This is a genomic window from Flavobacterium sp. KY-23415 (assembly GCF_055384985.1).
On record NZ_AP044001.1, the window covers coordinates 161,643 to 177,568 of the forward strand.

Genomic DNA, 15,926 nt, shown 5'->3' on the forward strand with positions numbered 1-15,926 from the left:
TTAGTGATCAGTTAACAGTTTTTAGTTAACACTACTTAAAACGGTTAGCAAACCTCTAGAATTTCCTCTTAAAACTTTAAAATAGTAGTCCCGGGCAGACTCGAACTGCCGACCCCTACATTATCAGTGTAGTACTCTAACCAGCTGAGCTACGAGACTCTGTTTCTTTAAGTTTTATTGTATTATTTGAACCAACAGCGAGAGTAAATGCTATATAAAACACTAATCTATATCTTTCTCTAGAAAGGAGGTGTTCCAGCCGCACCTTCCGGTACGGCTACCTTGTTACGACTTAGCCCCAGTTACTAGTTTTACCCTAGGCAGCTCCTTACGGTCACCGACTTCAGGTACCCCCAGCTTCCATGGCTTGACGGGCGGTGTGTACAAGGCCCGGGAACGTATTCACCGGATCATGGCTGATATCCGATTACTAGCGATTCCAGCTTCACGGAGTCGAGTTGCAGACTCCGATCCGAACTGAGACCGGTTTTGAAGATTCGCATCATGTCACCATGTAGCTGCTCTCTGTACCGGCCATTGTAGCACGTGTGTGGCCCAGGACGTAAGGGCCGTGATGATTTGACGTCATCCCCACCTTCCTCACGGTTTGCACCGGCAGTCTCGTTAGAGTTCCCGACTTCACTCGCTGGCAACTAACGACAGGGGTTGCGCTCGTTATAGGACTTAACCTGACACCTCACGGCACGAGCTGACGACAACCATGCAGCACCTTGAAAGACGTCCGAAGAAATTACTGTTTCCAATAACGTCGTCTCCCATTTAAGCCCTGGTAAGGTTCCTCGCGTATCATCGAATTAAACCACATGCTCCACCGCTTGTGCGGGCCCCCGTCAATTCCTTTGAGTTTCACACTTGCGTGCGTACTCCCCAGGTGGGATACTTATCACTTTCGCTTAGCCACTCAGATAAAATCCGAACAGCTAGTATCCATCGTTTACGGCGTGGACTACCAGGGTATCTAATCCTGTTCGCTACCCACGCTTTCGTCCATCAGCGTCAATCCATTAGTAGTAACCTGCCTTCGCAATTGGTATTCCATGTAATATCTAAGCATTTCACCGCTACACTACATATTCTAGTTACTTCCTAAAAATTCAAGCCCTACAGTATCAATGGCAGTTTCCTAGTTGAGCTAGGAGATTTCACCACTGACTTATAAGGCCGCCTACGGACCCTTTAAACCCAATGATTCCGGATAACGCTTGGATCCTCCGTATTACCGCGGCTGCTGGCACGGAGTTAGCCGATCCTTATTCCTACAGTACCGTCAAGCCTCTACTCGTAGAGGTGTTTCTTCCTGTATAAAAGCAGTTTACAACCCATAGGGCAGTCATCCTGCACGCGGCATGGCTGGATCAGGCTTGCGCCCATTGTCCAATATTCCTCACTGCTGCCTCCCGTAGGAGTCTGGTCCGTGTCTCAGTACCAGTGTGGGGGATCTCCCTCTCAGGACCCCTACCCATCATCGTCTTGGTAAGCCGTTACCTTACCAACTAACTAATGGGACGCATGCTCATCTTGTACCGTTGGAACTTTAATAATCAGAAGATGCCTTCCAATAATACTATGAGGTATTAATCCAAATTTCTCTGGGCTATCCCCCTGTACAAGGTAGATTGCATACGCGTTACGCACCCGTGCGCCGGTCTCAAGGAAGCAAGCTTCCTCTACCCCTCGACTTGCATGTGTTAGGCCTGCCGCTAGCGTTCATCCTGAGCCAGGATCAAACTCTTCATCGTATATTTTTTATATTGTACGATAAAAACTAGTGTATTTAATTCGCCTCTACTCTCTTATTTTTATAATTTAAATCACTCTAAATTATGCTGTCAATTCAATATGTCTATGAACGTGTCTTTCGTATTTTAAACCTCTAACTCCAAAACTTGCGTCTCTGTGTTAGCGGCTGCAAAACTACAACCTTCTTTTTAATCTCACAAGATTTATTTGATATTTTTTTTATCTTAAATCTCACTCAATATATATCTGAACTTCGCCTGTTTTGCGGGGTGCAAAGATAATTAGTTTTTTAATTCCGACAAGCTTTTTTGAAAATATTTTTTTTCTTTTCTTAAAAACCCAAAACTCTCGTTTTATCTTCATTAATCTACCAAAGAACCTCTGCGGTAATGCGGGTGCAAAAGTAGTCACTTTTTATTAGTTTCCTAATGTTTTTGAAACTATTTTTAAATATATTTTTTAGTGCTTTAATTTTCAATTACTTACAATAAAAACTTTTTTTTTTTAAACTCTATACTCTTAAAGACAATTCTCTTGAATCCTGAAAAAACTTTTTCTATTAAACAAAATATAGTTTTATACTTTTACACAAAGCAGCTACTTAATTATTCATTAATAAAATCAACTATCTGACAATCCAACTCATTTGATTTTAAATTATGCCCCAAACCTTCTGTCATTATTAATTTACTATTCTTTATTATTCGAGACAATTCTTCAGTATAATTAGGATTCGTATCACTATCATATTTATCATGAATCAATAATACAGGTATATCAATCTCTTTAGCAAATTTTTTTGCAGAAAAATAAGAAGGATGATAACCTAACCTATTTTCAAACTCCTCTATAATTAATTTAGTTGTTTTTCCCTTAAGAGAAAGAATCTGCTCATAAAAATCAAAAAAATCATTTGCCTCTCCAGGCGCCCCCATTATAACTACCTTCCTTAACCCAACAACCTTATCATCAAACAACATATACTGAAGCACAAAACCACCAACTGAATGCGCAATAGCATAATCAATTTTTCCAACATGTTGCAAAAATACATTTAAACAATTTTTATAGATTAACAAATTTAACAGTTTTCCTTCCGACAGACCATGCCCCGGAGCATCAAAAGCATAAACAGTAAAATCATCTTTTACTAACTTTTCAATTATTTTTTTCCACCTAAAAGCATTACTAGCCCAACCGTGTATAAGCACTATTTTTTTTGAACCATCTCCCCATCTATACCCCTGCATCCTTTTCTCTTCAAAAATAAAACTAAACATTTCAGAGGTTTGCAAAAACTCCAACTGATGGGGCTTTATTTTTTTAGCTAGAGGATTACAAAATAATTCATATCCCCTTTTCTTCAACAATTTTGGACTAACATACGCCAAGGTATTTAAATACACCCCTGTTGATTTCATAACTATTTTTTTCATTTACTTATTACTTTTCTATGATACCGATTGGTATTTTTATATTTAAAAAAATTTACTTTTTATATGACTCGATATATTTTTTTAAAAAATCAGAAATTAATTTTAAATCTGTATTTGTATTACTCAACTTACTCATCATAATCGCACCCTCAAGACTTGCTATCACTAAAGTCGAAGTTAACTCCACATCTATATCAGATTTTAATTGATTATGTTCCACCCCGTTTATAAGTATTTTATTAATTGATTTTTTAACTAATAATAAAAAACTTTTTGCTTTATATTTTAAAATAGATTCAGTTTCATCAACCTCAATTGCAGCATTCAACAAAGGACACCCACCTTTAACAATAGGATCATTAACATAAGAACAGAAAAAATCAAAAAGTACATTTAATTTATCAAATACATTAGCCTCATTTTTAATTCTATCATTTAATGATTTCAAAACCAACTTTGACATATATTCTAAAGATTCAACTTCCAAAGCTTCTTTATTTTCAAAATGCCTATATATCGCACCTTTTGTGTACCCGCTCGCTTCTGTAATTTCACTTAATGAAGTGCTTTTATATCCTTGTGTATTAAACAAGTTACTTGATTCAATTATTATCCTGTTTTTTGTTAAATCTGATTTCTTCATAAAACAAAGATACCGATTGGTATCGAATTATTCAAAAAAAAAAAAAAAAAAAAAAAAAACTCTGAGTCACCTCAGAGCTTTATACACCATTCTATTTATTATTTGATAATCTCAATTTTTTGTGCTTCTTCGTTATTTATACTATCAAAAAAGCCTTGATCTCTCATCCAATCATCACTAAAAACCTTACTCATATATCGAGAACCGTGATCTGGGAAAACAACCACTACATTACTTTCAGAAGTAAATTCTCCCTCTTCTCCAAATTGCTTAATCGCTTGCATTGCAGCTCCTGAAGTATACCCTACAAAAAGTCCTTCAGTTCTAGCAATTTCCCTTGCTGTATGAGCACTATCTTCATCAGAAACTTTCATAAACTTGTCTATCATTTCAAAATCAGTTGCTGTAGGGATTAAGTTTTTACCCAAACCTTCAATTCGGTAAGGATAAATTTCTTTATTATCAAATTCTTTTGTTTCATGATATTTTTTTAATACTGACCCAAAAGCATCTACACCAAGAATTCTAATGTTAGGGTTTTTCTCTTTCAAAAAACGAGCTGTACCAGAAATTGTTCCTCCTGTTCCACTACAAGCTACTAAGTGCGTTATCTTACCTTTTGTTTGTTCCCAAATTTCTGGACCTGTAGTGTTATAATGTGCATCCATATTTAAATCATTAAAATATTGATTTATATATATTGATCCTTTTGTTTCTTCATGCAAACGTTTTGCTACATTATAATATGATCTTTCGTCATCGGCAGAAACATTAGCTGGACAAACATAAACTTTTGCCCCCATTGCCCTTAACATATCAATTTTATCCTTAGAGGATTTAGAACTTACTGCAAGAATACAATCATAACCTTTAATAATACTCACCATAGCCAAACTAAAACCTGTATTCCCTGATGTAGTTTCTATAATAGTGTCACCAGGATTAAGAATCCCTCTTCGCTCTGCCTCATTAATTATATAAAGTGCAATTCTATCTTTCGTAGAGTGCCCTGGATTAAAAGCTTCTACTTTAGCATAAAAATTACCTTCTATATTTTCTGTTACTTTATTTAATTTAATTAGTGGTGTATTACCAATTAATTCCAAAATATTATTGTAGGCATTTATTTCTTCTTTCATAAAAACTATATTAGTGGGGAATGATGTCTCTTTTTTTAAGCCCCAAAACCCTGCAAATTTAACAAAAAAATTTAACTACTCCTTAATTTTCTCCAAATCTAACAAAAAACTAAACTCTTTGGCCACATCTTTCAATGCTTCAAAACGTCCTGAAGCTCCACCGTGCCCTGCATCCATATTAGTATGCATAAATAATAATTTATTATTATTTTTTAACGCTCTTATCTTTGCAACCCATTTCGCTGGTTCCCAATATTGGACTTGAGAATCATGTAGACCTGTTGAAACAAACATATTAGGATAGGCTTGAACTCTTACATTATCATACGGTGAATATGATTTCATATATTCATAATATTCTTTTTCATTTGGATTCCCCCATTCATCATACTCCCCAGTAGTTAATGGTATTGAGTCATCTAACATTGTTGTTACAACATCTACAAAAGGAACTTGTGCAATTACTCCATTATACAATTCTGGTGCCATATTTACTATAGCCCCCATTAAAAGCCCACCTGCTGAACCTCCTTCTGCATACAAATGGTTGGGAGACGTATAATTTTGAGCAATCACAAATTTCGAACAATCGATAAAATCTGTAAAAGTATTTTTCTTTTTTAACAATTTTCCATCTTCATACCACTGTCTTCCTAAATCTTCCCCTCCTCTAACATGTACAATAGCATAGATAAACCCTCGATCTAACAAACTTAAACGAGTAGTAGAAAAGTAGGGGTCCATTGAAGCACCATAGGAACCATAAGCATATAAAAGCAATGGATTAGATCCATTTTTTTTCATTCCTTTCCTATAGACCATTGAAATTGGAACTTTTGTACCATCTGTTGCCGTTGCCCAAATTCTTTCTTCTATATAATTCTTTTTATCAAATTTCCCACCCAAAACTTCTTGTTCTTTTAAAATAGTTTTCTGTTTTGTCTTCATATTGAAATCAATAACAGACGAAGGTGTTGTTAATGATTGATAAGCATATCTAAGTACATCTGTATCAAAATCTACATTTGTGGTTGTATAGGCTGTGTATGTTTCACTTTCAAACGGCAGATAATAAGCACCATCACCACTCCAAGGACGAATTTGTATTTTATTTAATCCATTTGACCTTTCTTCTACTACTAAATAATCTTTAAAAATATCGACACCTTCAAGCAACACATCATTTCTGTGAGGTATAACCTCCGACCAATTTTCCATTTTTGTATTATTTTCATTGGTCTTCATCAATTTAAAGTTTGTGGCTTTATCTTTATTAGTAACAATATAAAAACTATCACCATAATGCGAAATACTATATTCCAACCCTCTTGTTCTTTTTTGAAACACTCTAAATTCACCATTAGGGTTGTTTGCTTCAAGAATTTGGTATTCTGATGTTAGTGTACTACTTGAACCAATAACTAGATACTTTTTAGATTTTTCTTTGTATATGAAAGTGGCAAATGTATCATCTTTTTCATGAAAAACTAGTTCATCTTTTTTTACATTAGTATTCAACAAATGCTTAAAAATCATATCTGAACGTAATGTTTTTGGATCTTTTTTTGTATAAAACAAAGTTTTATTATCGCTAGCCCAAGTACTTCCACCTGTTGTATTTTCAATTTTTTCTGGCAAAATTTCACCTGTAGCAAGGTTCTTAATTTGAATAACATATTGCCTTCTAGACACTAAATCGACACCAAAACTCACCCATTTATTATCTTCGCTTACACTTAATCCAGTCAGATTAAAATAAGCATGCCCTTTTGCCATTTCATTGCAATCGAACATTATTTCTTCTTTTGCATTTAGGCTTCCTTTTTTTCTTGAGTAGATCGGATAATCTTTTCCAGTTTCAAATCGAGTAATATAATAATACCCATTATATAGATAAGGCACAGAAGAGTCATCTTCTTTAATTCTGGCTTTCATTTCTTTAAACAAATCGTCTTGTAATGGTTTGGTATGAGCAGTCATTTTTTCATAATACTCATTTTCTTTGTTTAAATAATCTATTACTTCTTTATCTTCTCTGTTATTTAACCAAAAATAATTATCTGTGCGAATATCTCCGTGTTTTTCTAATGTATGAGGGACTATTTTTGCAATAGGCGGTTGAATATTTAATTTCATTTCTTCTTTTTTATCTTTACATGAAGTAGCAAAAATAAGAGAAATGATAGCACAATATGAAAATTTTTTCATGAAGTTATACATTTAAAGTTAACAGCTAATTTACTATTTTTGCAACAATAAAAAAATTTAAATACTATGTTTGGAGATATTATGGGTATGATGGGCAAATTAAAAGAAACCCAAGAAAAAGTAGAGGCAACAAAAAAAAGACTCGATACTGTTTTAATAGATGAAAAAAGCAGTGACGGCTTGCTCGAAGTAACTTTAACAGCAAATAGAAAAATCAAATCTATAACTTTGAGTGATGATTTATTACAAGATAAGGAAATGCTTGAAGATTATTTAGTGACTGTTTTAAACAAAGCAATTGAAAAAGCAACAAATGTTAATGAAGCTGAGCTAGCAGCTGTAGCAAAGGAAGGTATGCCAAATATTCCTGGAATGGACATGTTTAAATAAAACAAAAAGGGATAGTTCTAAAACCATCCCTTTTTTCTCTACTTTTTCACTAAATATTTAACAACAGTTTCTGCAGCGTGAAGACCAAATAACGCAGGCATCCAACTATTAGTACCATAAAATGATTTTTTAAAGTTTGTCCCATCAGTTAATTTTACACTAGCCGCATCAGGTTTTTCTACAGAATAAACTGCTTTAACTCCTTTACTTATACCTTCTGCTTTCAATCTTCTACGAATATTTTTTGCTAATGGACAATATTCCGTTTTACTTATATCTCTAACTCTTACTTTACTTGCTTCATACTTACCACCAGCTCCCATATTACTTATAACTTTAACTTTTTTTCGTTTTGCAGCAAGAATAAGGTTTAATTTTGGTGTAACACTATCAATACAATCCAAAACATAATCAAAATCTGTAGTAACAACTTCATAAGCACGTTCAGGAGATAGAAATTCTTCAATCCTAACAAGCTTTAGTTCTGGATTTATATCCAATAATCTATCACCTACAATCTTAACCTTTGGTTGACCTACAGTAGAATGTAAAGCAGGCAATTGACGATTTATATTTGTAATATCTACTGTATCACCATCAACAATAGTCATCTTACCAACTCCTGCTCTTGCCAAGAATTCAGCAGCAAAACTACCAACTCCTCCCAAGCCTACGACTAATACATTTGCATTAGTCAATTTTTTCATCCCGTCTTCTTTAAATAATAATTCTGCTCTTTCTTGCCACTTTGCCATTAATTTTTTTTGTTTAAAGTTTTATTTTAAATAGTTTTATTTTAAATAGTTTTAAATTATGAATTGAATACTCTTTTAAAATTGTTCCCTACAATTATCTTCAATTCTTCTAATGTTATTTTTTTTATTTGTGCTGCTTTTTTATAGACCTCTTCAATATTTTCTTCAATTGTATCAGTTTCAAGAAAAATTCTATTATTAGGAATCTCTTTAAAAACAGCAGCTAATTCAGGGTTCCTCAATAAATATTTTCCGAAAGACAAATAAAATCCATTATCCAAAAGTGAATTTGCTACTTGAATGTTTTTAGAAAATCCATGGATTACCATTGAATTTTCTATATTCATTTCTTTTTTTATTGCGATCATCTCCTGATAAGCTGCAACACAATGCAAAATTATTGGTTTTGATGTCTTTTGAACGATCTCAATCTGCTGTTTGAATACTTTTGTTTGAATTTCAATAGGAGTTTCAATACGTTTATCTAGTCCGCATTCCCCTAACGCCAAACATTCTTTCAATTGTAATTTTTCACCTATACATCTCAAATCAAGACTTAGCCTATCTTCGTTAATATACCAAGGATGAATTCCAATTGAATATTTAGGGATAGATTGATTAAACTCCCAAGGATATTGATTAACAACTTCTAGAACTGAAGTTTCATTAAAAAAAGTATGTGTATGCAAATTAATCAAACTCATCAGTCATGAAATTTCTTTACTCCTGCTTCAATAGCAATATCTAAATCGTTTTCTAGAGGAACTATAGGACAGGAATACTTATAGTTATAAGCGCAATAAGGATTATAAGCTTTATTAAAATTAATTATCACTTTGTTAGTTGTAGGAATTCGCATATCTATATATCTTCCACCTATATATGTTTCATTTCCATTTGTTAAATCCGAAAATGGGAGAAACAAATAGTCTTTAAAACCAGGTCGTCGTGAAAGCTGTATATTTTGATATACATTTAAAACAAATTTTCTTCCTTTAATCTGAAAATGAAGCTCTCCAAACTTCTTATAGATTGGTGTTCGCTCCGTAGAAGTTTTCATTTTAAAGGTCTTTTGTTTTTTTGACAAAATAAAATTTGCTTCAACAATAAACTCTTCATTAATTGGATAAAAATCTAAGGACTCAAAAACTGTTCTATCTTCATTTGTTAAAGGACTTTTTAAAGAATCTAAAAATTCTTCATTCATGTTTTTTTGAAACTCATAAACTTCATCTATTTCATTTTGCTGCGCAAACAAAACATTCAAAAAAAAGAATACAAAAAAGAACTTATACATGATATTTTTTTTTTACAAAAATAAATAATTTCTATTTTACTCAATTACAAAACGGATACTTTCTAAAACTAAAGCATAAAAAAACACCCGAAAGAGGTGTTTTTCATAATTTTATTCAAAAAAATCACTCATATGATGATATTACTTTAATTTCCAAACCCCTAACCCACCTTTGCATAAGTTCCTTATTTTCTGACAAAGGAGTAAGATAAAAATTATTAAAACACTTCATAACTTGAGACTCTTCAATTCGTTCCATTTCAACAAATCCTGAAAAATAATTGGAATGAATTAAAAATATTTCGTTTGATTTACGAAATAAAAAACCAACATGATTCCTATTAACCCCAATAAAATAAACACCGTCATTTAATACTTTATAAAACTCATCAACAACTTCCTTAAAACTTTGTCCATTTATATTCTGCACTTCTCCCGATAACGACAAACTATAAGCCTCATTAATTGGCAACTGTTGCGCTAATTTATATCTATTAAGATTAAACCCCATGTGTTTTAATGTTTTTGAAACAAAATACCCACAAGCAATCTCTCCTTTATTAGGCACATTAGAATAACCATCAAACGCCCATTTAGTACCGCACCAAAAAGGAATTATTTTATTTATTAAGTTATCTTCAAAAGATTCTGAAATAGCTAAAAAATCAGCATTAGAAGCCAAAAGTCCCACTCTCTCTTTTTCAATTTTTATTTTGACTTGATTATAACTTTCCAAAAATTCAACAGTACAAGATTTATGAACTACTTTTGAATTTAACGTTAGAAATAAAAAAAGCAAACTAAAAATTTTCATAAATCTTTACGTTGATTATTTAAAAAAGGAATCTACAAACTCAAACTTATTGAAAACCTGTAAATCTTCAATTCCTTCTCCAACTCCAATATATTTAACTGGAATCTTGAACTGATCTGAAATACCAATTACCACACCTCCTTTTGCTGTACCATCCAATTTTGTAACAGCCAAACTTGAGACTTCAGTTGCAGCAGTAAATTGTTTTGCTTGCTCAAAAGCGTTTTGCCCAGTAGAACCATCCAAAACAAGCATCACATCATGCGGAGCTTCCTCTACCACCTTTTGCATTACACGTTTTACTTTAGAAAGCTCATTCATTAAATTCACTTTATTATGCAAACGTCCTGCTGTGTCAATAATAACCACATCTGCATCTTGAGAAACAGCAGATTGCAATGTGTCAAAAGCTACAGATGCTGGATCACTTCCCATCTGTTGACGCACAATTGGAACACCAACTCTATCAGCCCAGATTTGCAACTGATCTATTGCAGCAGCCCTAAAAGTATCTGCTGCTCCCAAGACTACTTTAAAACCAGCTTTTTTAAACTGATAGGCTAACTTCCCTATTGTTGTTGTCTTTCCAACTCCATTTACACCAACCACCATTATAACATAAGGCTTTTTTGTTGAAGGAATAGTAAAATCTGTATCATTTCCTAAGTTGTTTTCAGATAATAAGCTTGCTATTTCTTCTCTAAGAATTTGATTTAACTCTTGAGTCCCTAAATACTTATCTGACGCAACTCTTTTCTCAATACGTTCAATAATCTTCAAGGTTGTATTGACACCAACATCAGAAGACACTAAAATTTCTTCAAGATTATCTAAAACCTCGTCATCCACAGTAGATTTACCCGCAACAGCCTTAGTTAACTTTGAAAAAAAAGTAGTCTTAGATTTCTCTAATCCTTTATCTAAAGTTTCTTTTTTTTCCGAAGAGAAAATTTTTCTAAAAAAATTCATTTTTATAATTCTTAAAATTTAGTAACAAATGTAAAAATAAAAAAGCTACTTTCAAACGAAAGTAGCTTTTCTATATATTTAAAAAAAAAGAATTATTTCTTTTTTAAGAATTCATCAACTAATTCAGGAGCCATTACAGATTCTACGAATGTGTATGCACCTGTTTTTGGAGATTTAACCATTTTAATCGCTTTAGTTAATCTCTTAGAAGCTGTTTGTAAAGTTGCTACGGTTTTCTTTGCCATGACTTATATTATTTAATTTCTTTATGAACAGTTACTTTCTTTAAGATTGGATTAAACTTTTTAATCTCTAATCTATCTGGAGTATTCTTTTTATTCTTAGTAGTAATATAACGAGAAGTTCCCGCTACACCTGAAGCTTTATGCTCAGTACACTCTAAAATTACCTGAATTCTATTTCCTTTCTTTGCCATCTTTGTATATTATTATGATTTAAGGATTACTTTACTAATCCATTTGCCTTTGCTTGTTTTAAGACAGCAGCAATACCTTTTTTATTTATTGACTTTAATGCAGATGCAGATACTTTTAAAGTTACCCATCTGTCTTCTTCCGCAATATAAAAACGCTTTTTAAATAAATTAACAGAGAATTTTCTCTTAGTTTTATTCATAGCGTGAGAAACATTGTTCCCTACCATTGCTCTTTTACCTGTAAGTTCACAAACTCTTGACATTATTTACAATCTTTTTTTCGTTATTCAAAATCAGGGTGCAAAGTAACAAAATTGAAATGAATTACACAACTTTGTTTTGTTATTTTTTTAAAATTTCTTTATATAAAATTTCAAAAGCTTTATTAACCGCTCTACCAATAACTTTCTCTCTTGGTTGACCAAAATTAAATTCTTCTGAAAACACTCCATTTGGGGTTGCTAAAGCGATAAAAACAGTTCCTATTTCAGCAATAGAATCCCCTTTTTCTGGACCAGCATTTCCTGTTGTTGCAATAGCATAATCTGAATTAAAAACCTTCTTAGCTTGCATCGCCATAGCTTCAGCAACAAAACCACTCACTACAGAATGCTTTTCGATTAATTTTTCAGAAACACCAAGCACATTAATTTTGGTTTCGGTTGCGTAGGTTACTACACCTCCTTTAAAAAAACTTGAAGCTCCAGAAATAGCTGTTATTAGCTGTGCAATCTTTCCTCCTGTACAACTTTCCGCAAGTGCCAATGTAAGTTTTTGCTCTTTAAAGATAGTACTTAGCACATTCTCTATTGGCTCATCACTTTCAGTTCCAACAATTATATCTCCAATAATACTATGTAACTTTTTAACTTCCTTATCTATTTCTTCATTCAGAACTTTCTCATCTGTTCCAGAAGTTGACAACCTCAATCTTACTTTTCCTGGCGAAGGCAAATATGCCAATTTAATATGAGCTGGCAAATTATTCTCCCATTCTTCAATCTGTTCTGCAATTAAACTTTCCCCTCTTCCATAAGTCATGATTGTTTTATGCACTATCGAAGCCCTATTGTATTCAGAAATTAACTTAGGCACTATAACCTCATCTATCAAATATTTCATTTCATACGGAACTCCAGGTAAAGAAACATATATTGTATTTTCTTTTTGAATCCACATCCCAGGAGCCGTTCCCATTTTATTAAAAAGCACAGTTGCTTGGGAAGGCACTAAAGCTTGCTCTTTATTTATTTGAGAAATTGGTCTTTTATAAAAACCTTCAATTAATTCTTTAACATGCAAAAGCACTTTTTCATCTTCAACAAGTTCATCATTAAAATACTCACAAAAAGTTTTTTTAGTAATATCATCTTTTGTAGGTCCTAAACCTCCTGTAATAATTACTAAATCAACTTTATTTTGAAGTAAATTCAATGTGTTTAATATTTGCTGTTTTTCATCTGAAATAGAAAGCATTTCTTTAATTGAAATACCTATTTTATCAAGCGCTTTAGCAATATATGAGGAATTTGTATCTATTATTTGACCTATTAGAATTTCATCTCCAATAGTCACAATTGAGGCATTCATATTTTTTATGATTGTATTTTAAAGTCTTTTTTCAACTCTTTAATTGCCAAATCGACTCTTTCTTTTAATGACTTATAAACCTCTTTTATCTCCTTCTTTTTTCCTTCTGTTTTAGCCCACGTCATAATTTGAAGATTTTCTTCATAGGCTAAATCCATCCCTAATAAATCCAGAGATGGTTTTATTTTATGTGCAGCAGCATAGGCTCTTGAAAAATCTTTTTCCTCTATTCCAACCTTTATAGATTTGATTTCTACGGGAACTTCTAACAAAAAAAGATTTACAATTTGAAGTGCAAAATCAATGTCATTTTCCGAAATTTCATACACTTTAGATAAATTGTATTGCAATGCCATAAATTATTATTATTATTTAACTTGAATTTTAAACATCTGGTTGTTTTCTACATATCCTTCGAGCACATCTCCTTCTTTTACAGCCGCTACACCTTTTGGTGTTCCTGTAAATATTATATCTCCTTTTTTTAAAGTAAAAAACTGAGAAACATATGCTATTATTTCATCAACTTTCCAAAGCATCAAAGAAGTATTTCCAGACTGAACAACAACCCCATTACTCCTCAACTCAAAGTTAACATTTTCTAATGATTCAAACGATTTTTTCGGTAAAAAGGCACCAATAATCGCTGAATGGTCAAAAGCTTTTGCTTTCTCCCAAGGCAACCCTTTGCTTTTTAATTCGTTTTGCAAGTCTCTTGCTGTAAAATCTATCCCCAAACCAATTTCTTCGTAATATTTATGAGCAAATTTTTCATTAATATAACGGCCTACTTTACTTATTTTTACCAAAATTTCCACTTCATGATGCACATCGTTACTAAATTCAGGGATATAGAATGGGTTCTTTTTAGGCAAAACAGCAGTATCTGGCTTTAAAAAAATTACCGGCTCACTTGGCCTTTCATTATTTAATTCCGAAATATGGTCGGTATAATTTCGACCAATACAAATGATTTTCATTATCTAAGTAATTTGCTATTAATAACTGGTAATTAGAAAAGTCTCACTAATCACTTTCCTCTCTTTACATGTTACCAACTATTTAGTATTTAATTTTCTTAATTTAATTGCAGTCAAAACCTTTTTAGTATATAGTGGAAAATCTGCATTTTGTAACCAGCTGTAATAACCTGGCTCTTTTTCCAATATCTCCTCAACAAGTTGCCCCTTGTGCTTTCCAAATGAAAACACTTCTTTTTCATCTTTGTTTAAAACTATAAATCCAGCAAAGTCAACTGTTTTTTTTCGGGTTGTATATTCGGATAATAATTTCACATCATTATCTAAATCTTCATACTTGTCTAACTGCGCTTTTAAAATCTCATAGGTCGCCATTGTATCAGCTTCTGCACTATGTGCATTTTCTAAACTTTGGTTACAGTAAAACTTATAGGCCGCACTAAGTGTCCTTTCTTCTTTTTTATGAAAAATAGTCTGAACATCTACAGAAACTCTGTTTTTCATATCAAAATCTACTCCCGCACGAAGTAATTCTTCTGCAAGAAGAGGGATATCGAAACGGTCAGAATTAAACCCAGCTAAATCTGAATCTTTAATCATATTATATACATGAGGAGCCAATTCTTTAAATGTTGGTTCATTAGCTACTTTCTCATCTGTAATTCCATGAACTGCTGTAGTTTGAGGTGGAATTGGAATTGTTGGATTAACCAACCATGTTTTACTTTCTTTATTCCCATTTGGAAATACTTTAAACACAGAAATCTCTACAATTCGATCTCTAGCAACATCAATTCCAGTAGTCTCAAGATCAAAAAAACAAATCGGTCTATTCAGTTTTAGTTCCATTTATATTTTTATTTTTTAGAAGATAAAATAGTATAACTTCTGCTATTATTAAATTAAAAGTCCATCCTAACCAAGAAACAATTCTATAGGTATCCATTGGTGGTGTTTGGAGCAAAAATACAATAATGAATTTAAACAATCTAAGAGAAATAGCAGATAATGTTAGTGCAAAACTTCGGATTGCAAACTTTACATGATTTTCAAAATCATGTTTTCTAGCGTAATAATAACTAAGATAAGTGAAAAAAATCCAAAATATAGAAAGCAATACAAAAGCAATTTTAGCAACAATTCCCCCATTTGCATGATAACTCATTATTAAACCCGAAGGCCCAGAAAGAATTAGAATTAGAAAAACATATAACTTTCCAACTCCAATATGAAGATTTTTATATTTTAATCGAATACTTTTCGAAAACTGCATCCATCCGATAAACAATAAAAAAATACTAGAATATACATGAACAAAAAAGGCTAATTTGTAATACAAAAATTGAATTTCTTCATACTTTACTCTTAAAAAAGCCACATTATAATCAATGGGTATATATTGAATTGTTATCAACAACAGAAGATACGTAAAATATCCATAGATAACGAGAAGTAAAAACTTCAATAAACCTCTAAATTTTATATTTACTTCTACCTTTTTTCCCATC

General features: G+C 32.3%; 18 protein-coding genes, 1 tRNA gene and 1 rRNA gene. 1 reads left to right on the forward strand and 19 read right to left on the reverse strand.

Features of this window, described 5'->3' with window-relative positions; all coding sequences use genetic code 11:
- Window positions 1–85: 85 nt before the first annotated feature.
- The 6 genes from ACZ49Z_RS00810 to ACZ49Z_RS00835 form a co-directional block, all read right to left on the reverse strand.
- Window positions 86–159 (reverse strand) — tRNA-Ile (locus ACZ49Z_RS00810).
- 84 nt (window positions 160–243) lie between these two features.
- Window positions 244–1,760 (reverse strand): 16S ribosomal RNA (locus tag ACZ49Z_RS00815).
- Between the two features lie 606 nt (window positions 1,761–2,366).
- Complete coding sequence (locus ACZ49Z_RS00820; RefSeq protein WP_464306308.1) at window positions 2,367–3,197, reverse strand: alpha/beta hydrolase; 831 nt, start codon at window positions 3,195–3,197, stop codon at window positions 2,367–2,369.
- 52 nt (window positions 3,198–3,249) lie between these two features.
- Window positions 3,250–3,840 (reverse strand): TetR/AcrR family transcriptional regulator, encoded by a 591-nt coding sequence (locus tag ACZ49Z_RS00825; protein WP_464306309.1) that lies wholly within the window; start codon window positions 3,838–3,840, stop codon window positions 3,250–3,252.
- Between the two features lie 98 nt (window positions 3,841–3,938).
- A complete protein-coding gene (locus tag ACZ49Z_RS00830; RefSeq protein ID WP_464306310.1) occupies window positions 3,939–4,979 on the reverse strand; it encodes a PLP-dependent cysteine synthase family protein in 1,041 nt (346 codons plus the stop codon).
- Between the two features lie 75 nt (window positions 4,980–5,054).
- Entirely contained in the window at window positions 5,055–7,187 is a 2,133-nt protein-coding gene (locus ACZ49Z_RS00835) for a S9 family peptidase (RefSeq protein WP_464306311.1), read from the reverse strand.
- A 66-nt stretch (window positions 7,188–7,253) separates the two neighbouring features.
- Between ACZ49Z_RS00835 and ACZ49Z_RS00840 the strand changes: the two genes are divergently transcribed.
- Window positions 7,254–7,577 carry a YbaB/EbfC family nucleoid-associated protein gene (locus tag ACZ49Z_RS00840; protein ID WP_464306312.1) on the forward strand — a complete coding sequence of 108 codons (324 nt, stop codon included), beginning with the start codon at window positions 7,254–7,256 and terminating at the stop codon, window positions 7,575–7,577.
- A gap of 38 nt (window positions 7,578–7,615) precedes the next feature.
- On the opposite strand, the gene ACZ49Z_RS00845 is transcribed toward ACZ49Z_RS00840, so the two are convergent.
- The 13 genes from ACZ49Z_RS00845 to ACZ49Z_RS00905 form a co-directional block, all read right to left on the reverse strand.
- Window positions 7,616–8,332 carry a tRNA threonylcarbamoyladenosine dehydratase gene (locus tag ACZ49Z_RS00845; RefSeq protein WP_464306313.1) on the reverse strand — a complete coding sequence of 239 codons (717 nt, stop codon included), beginning with the start codon at window positions 8,330–8,332 and terminating at the stop codon, window positions 7,616–7,618.
- Between the two features lie 56 nt (window positions 8,333–8,388).
- Complete coding sequence (locus ACZ49Z_RS00850) at window positions 8,389–9,036, reverse strand: TatD family hydrolase (protein WP_464306314.1); 648 nt, start codon at window positions 9,034–9,036, stop codon at window positions 8,389–8,391.
- Window positions 9,036–9,629 (reverse strand): DUF1684 domain-containing protein, encoded by a 594-nt coding sequence (locus tag ACZ49Z_RS00855; protein ID WP_464306315.1) that lies wholly within the window; start codon window positions 9,627–9,629, stop codon window positions 9,036–9,038. The genes ACZ49Z_RS00850 and ACZ49Z_RS00855 overlap by 1 nt, the downstream gene beginning before the upstream one ends.
- A gap of 124 nt (window positions 9,630–9,753) precedes the next feature.
- On the reverse strand, window positions 9,754–10,443 hold the full coding sequence (locus ACZ49Z_RS00860) for a hypothetical protein (protein ID WP_464306316.1): 690 nt from the start codon (window positions 10,441–10,443) through the stop codon (window positions 9,754–9,756).
- A 15-nt stretch (window positions 10,444–10,458) separates the two neighbouring features.
- Window positions 10,459–11,412 (reverse strand): signal recognition particle-docking protein FtsY, encoded by a 954-nt coding sequence (ftsY, locus tag ACZ49Z_RS00865; RefSeq protein WP_464306317.1) that lies wholly within the window; start codon window positions 11,410–11,412, stop codon window positions 10,459–10,461.
- A 92-nt stretch (window positions 11,413–11,504) separates the two neighbouring features.
- Entirely contained in the window at window positions 11,505–11,657 is a 153-nt protein-coding gene (locus ACZ49Z_RS00870) for a DUF4295 domain-containing protein (protein WP_113988621.1), read from the reverse strand.
- Window positions 11,658–11,665: 8 nt separating this feature from the next.
- Complete coding sequence (rpmG, locus tag ACZ49Z_RS00875; RefSeq protein WP_026714106.1) at window positions 11,666–11,848, reverse strand: 50S ribosomal protein L33; 183 nt, start codon at window positions 11,846–11,848, stop codon at window positions 11,666–11,668.
- 26 nt (window positions 11,849–11,874) lie between these two features.
- Complete coding sequence (rpmB, locus tag ACZ49Z_RS00880; RefSeq protein ID WP_464306318.1) at window positions 11,875–12,111, reverse strand: 50S ribosomal protein L28; 237 nt, start codon at window positions 12,109–12,111, stop codon at window positions 11,875–11,877.
- A 79-nt stretch (window positions 12,112–12,190) separates the two neighbouring features.
- The gene (locus ACZ49Z_RS00885) at window positions 12,191–13,438 is read right to left on the reverse strand and encodes a CinA family nicotinamide mononucleotide deamidase-related protein (protein ID WP_464306319.1); all 1,248 of its coding nucleotides are present in this window, start codon (window positions 13,436–13,438) and stop codon (window positions 12,191–12,193) included.
- 5 nt (window positions 13,439–13,443) lie between these two features.
- Entirely contained in the window at window positions 13,444–13,794 is a 351-nt protein-coding gene (locus ACZ49Z_RS00890) for an Hpt domain-containing protein (RefSeq protein ID WP_464306320.1), read from the reverse strand.
- A 12-nt stretch (window positions 13,795–13,806) separates the two neighbouring features.
- On the reverse strand, window positions 13,807–14,418 hold the full coding sequence (locus ACZ49Z_RS00895; protein WP_464306321.1) for a fumarylacetoacetate hydrolase family protein: 612 nt from the start codon (window positions 14,416–14,418) through the stop codon (window positions 13,807–13,809).
- A gap of 78 nt (window positions 14,419–14,496) precedes the next feature.
- The gene (locus tag ACZ49Z_RS00900) at window positions 14,497–15,267 is read right to left on the reverse strand and encodes an exonuclease domain-containing protein (RefSeq protein WP_464306322.1); all 771 of its coding nucleotides are present in this window, start codon (window positions 15,265–15,267) and stop codon (window positions 14,497–14,499) included.
- Window positions 15,248–15,925, reverse strand: coding sequence for a DUF2306 domain-containing protein (locus ACZ49Z_RS00905; RefSeq protein WP_464306323.1), 678 nt, complete (start codon window positions 15,923–15,925; stop codon window positions 15,248–15,250). The genes ACZ49Z_RS00900 and ACZ49Z_RS00905 overlap by 20 nt, the downstream gene beginning before the upstream one ends.
- Between the last annotated feature and the right edge of the window lies 1 nt (window position 15,926).

Bases quoted from the DNA above. Each gene is read 5' to 3' on its own strand.
- ACZ49Z_RS00825 (WP_464306309.1), bottom strand. From the start codon at position 3,840: ATGAAGAAATCAGATTTAACAAAAAACAGGATAATAATTGAATCAAGT.
- ACZ49Z_RS00895 (WP_464306321.1), bottom strand. From the start codon at position 14,418: ATGAAAATCATTTGTATTGGTCGAAATTATACCGACCATATTTCGGAA.
- ACZ49Z_RS00890 (WP_464306320.1), bottom strand. From the start codon at position 13,794: ATGGCATTGCAATACAATTTATCTAAAGTGTATGAAATTTCGGAAAAT.
- ACZ49Z_RS00860 (WP_464306316.1), bottom strand. From the start codon at position 10,443: ATGAAAATTTTTAGTTTGCTTTTTTTATTTCTAACGTTAAATTCAAAA.
- ACZ49Z_RS00900 (WP_464306322.1), bottom strand. From the start codon at position 15,267: ATGGAACTAAAACTGAATAGACCGATTTGTTTTTTTGATCTTGAGACT.
- ACZ49Z_RS00855 (WP_464306315.1), bottom strand. From the start codon at position 9,629: ATGTATAAGTTCTTTTTTGTATTCTTTTTTTTGAATGTTTTGTTTGCG.
- ACZ49Z_RS00885 (WP_464306319.1), bottom strand. From the start codon at position 13,438: ATGAATGCCTCAATTGTGACTATTGGAGATGAAATTCTAATAGGTCAA.
- ACZ49Z_RS00835 (WP_464306311.1), bottom strand. From the start codon at position 7,187: ATGAAAAAATTTTCATATTGTGCTATCATTTCTCTTATTTTTGCTACT.
- rpmB (WP_464306318.1), bottom strand. From the start codon at position 12,111: ATGTCAAGAGTTTGTGAACTTACAGGTAAAAGAGCAATGGTAGGGAAC.
- ACZ49Z_RS00820 (WP_464306308.1), bottom strand. From the start codon at position 3,197: ATGAAAAAAATAGTTATGAAATCAACAGGGGTGTATTTAAATACCTTG.
- ACZ49Z_RS00850 (WP_464306314.1), bottom strand. From the start codon at position 9,036: ATGAGTTTGATTAATTTGCATACACATACTTTTTTTAATGAAACTTCA.
- ftsY (WP_464306317.1), bottom strand. From the start codon at position 11,412: ATGAATTTTTTTAGAAAAATTTTCTCTTCGGAAAAAAAAGAAACTTTA.
- ACZ49Z_RS00870 (WP_113988621.1), bottom strand. From the start codon at position 11,657: ATGGCAAAGAAAACCGTAGCAACTTTACAAACAGCTTCTAAGAGATTA.
- rpmG (WP_026714106.1), bottom strand. From the start codon at position 11,848: ATGGCAAAGAAAGGAAATAGAATTCAGGTAATTTTAGAGTGTACTGAG.
- ACZ49Z_RS00905 (WP_464306323.1), bottom strand. From the start codon at position 15,925: ATGGGAAAAAAGGTAGAAGTAAATATAAAATTTAGAGGTTTATTGAAG.
- ACZ49Z_RS00830 (WP_464306310.1), bottom strand. From the start codon at position 4,979: ATGAAAGAAGAAATAAATGCCTACAATAATATTTTGGAATTAATTGGT.
- ACZ49Z_RS00840 (WP_464306312.1), top strand. From the start codon at position 7,254: ATGTTTGGAGATATTATGGGTATGATGGGCAAATTAAAAGAAACCCAA.
- ACZ49Z_RS00845 (WP_464306313.1), bottom strand. From the start codon at position 8,332: ATGGCAAAGTGGCAAGAAAGAGCAGAATTATTATTTAAAGAAGACGGG.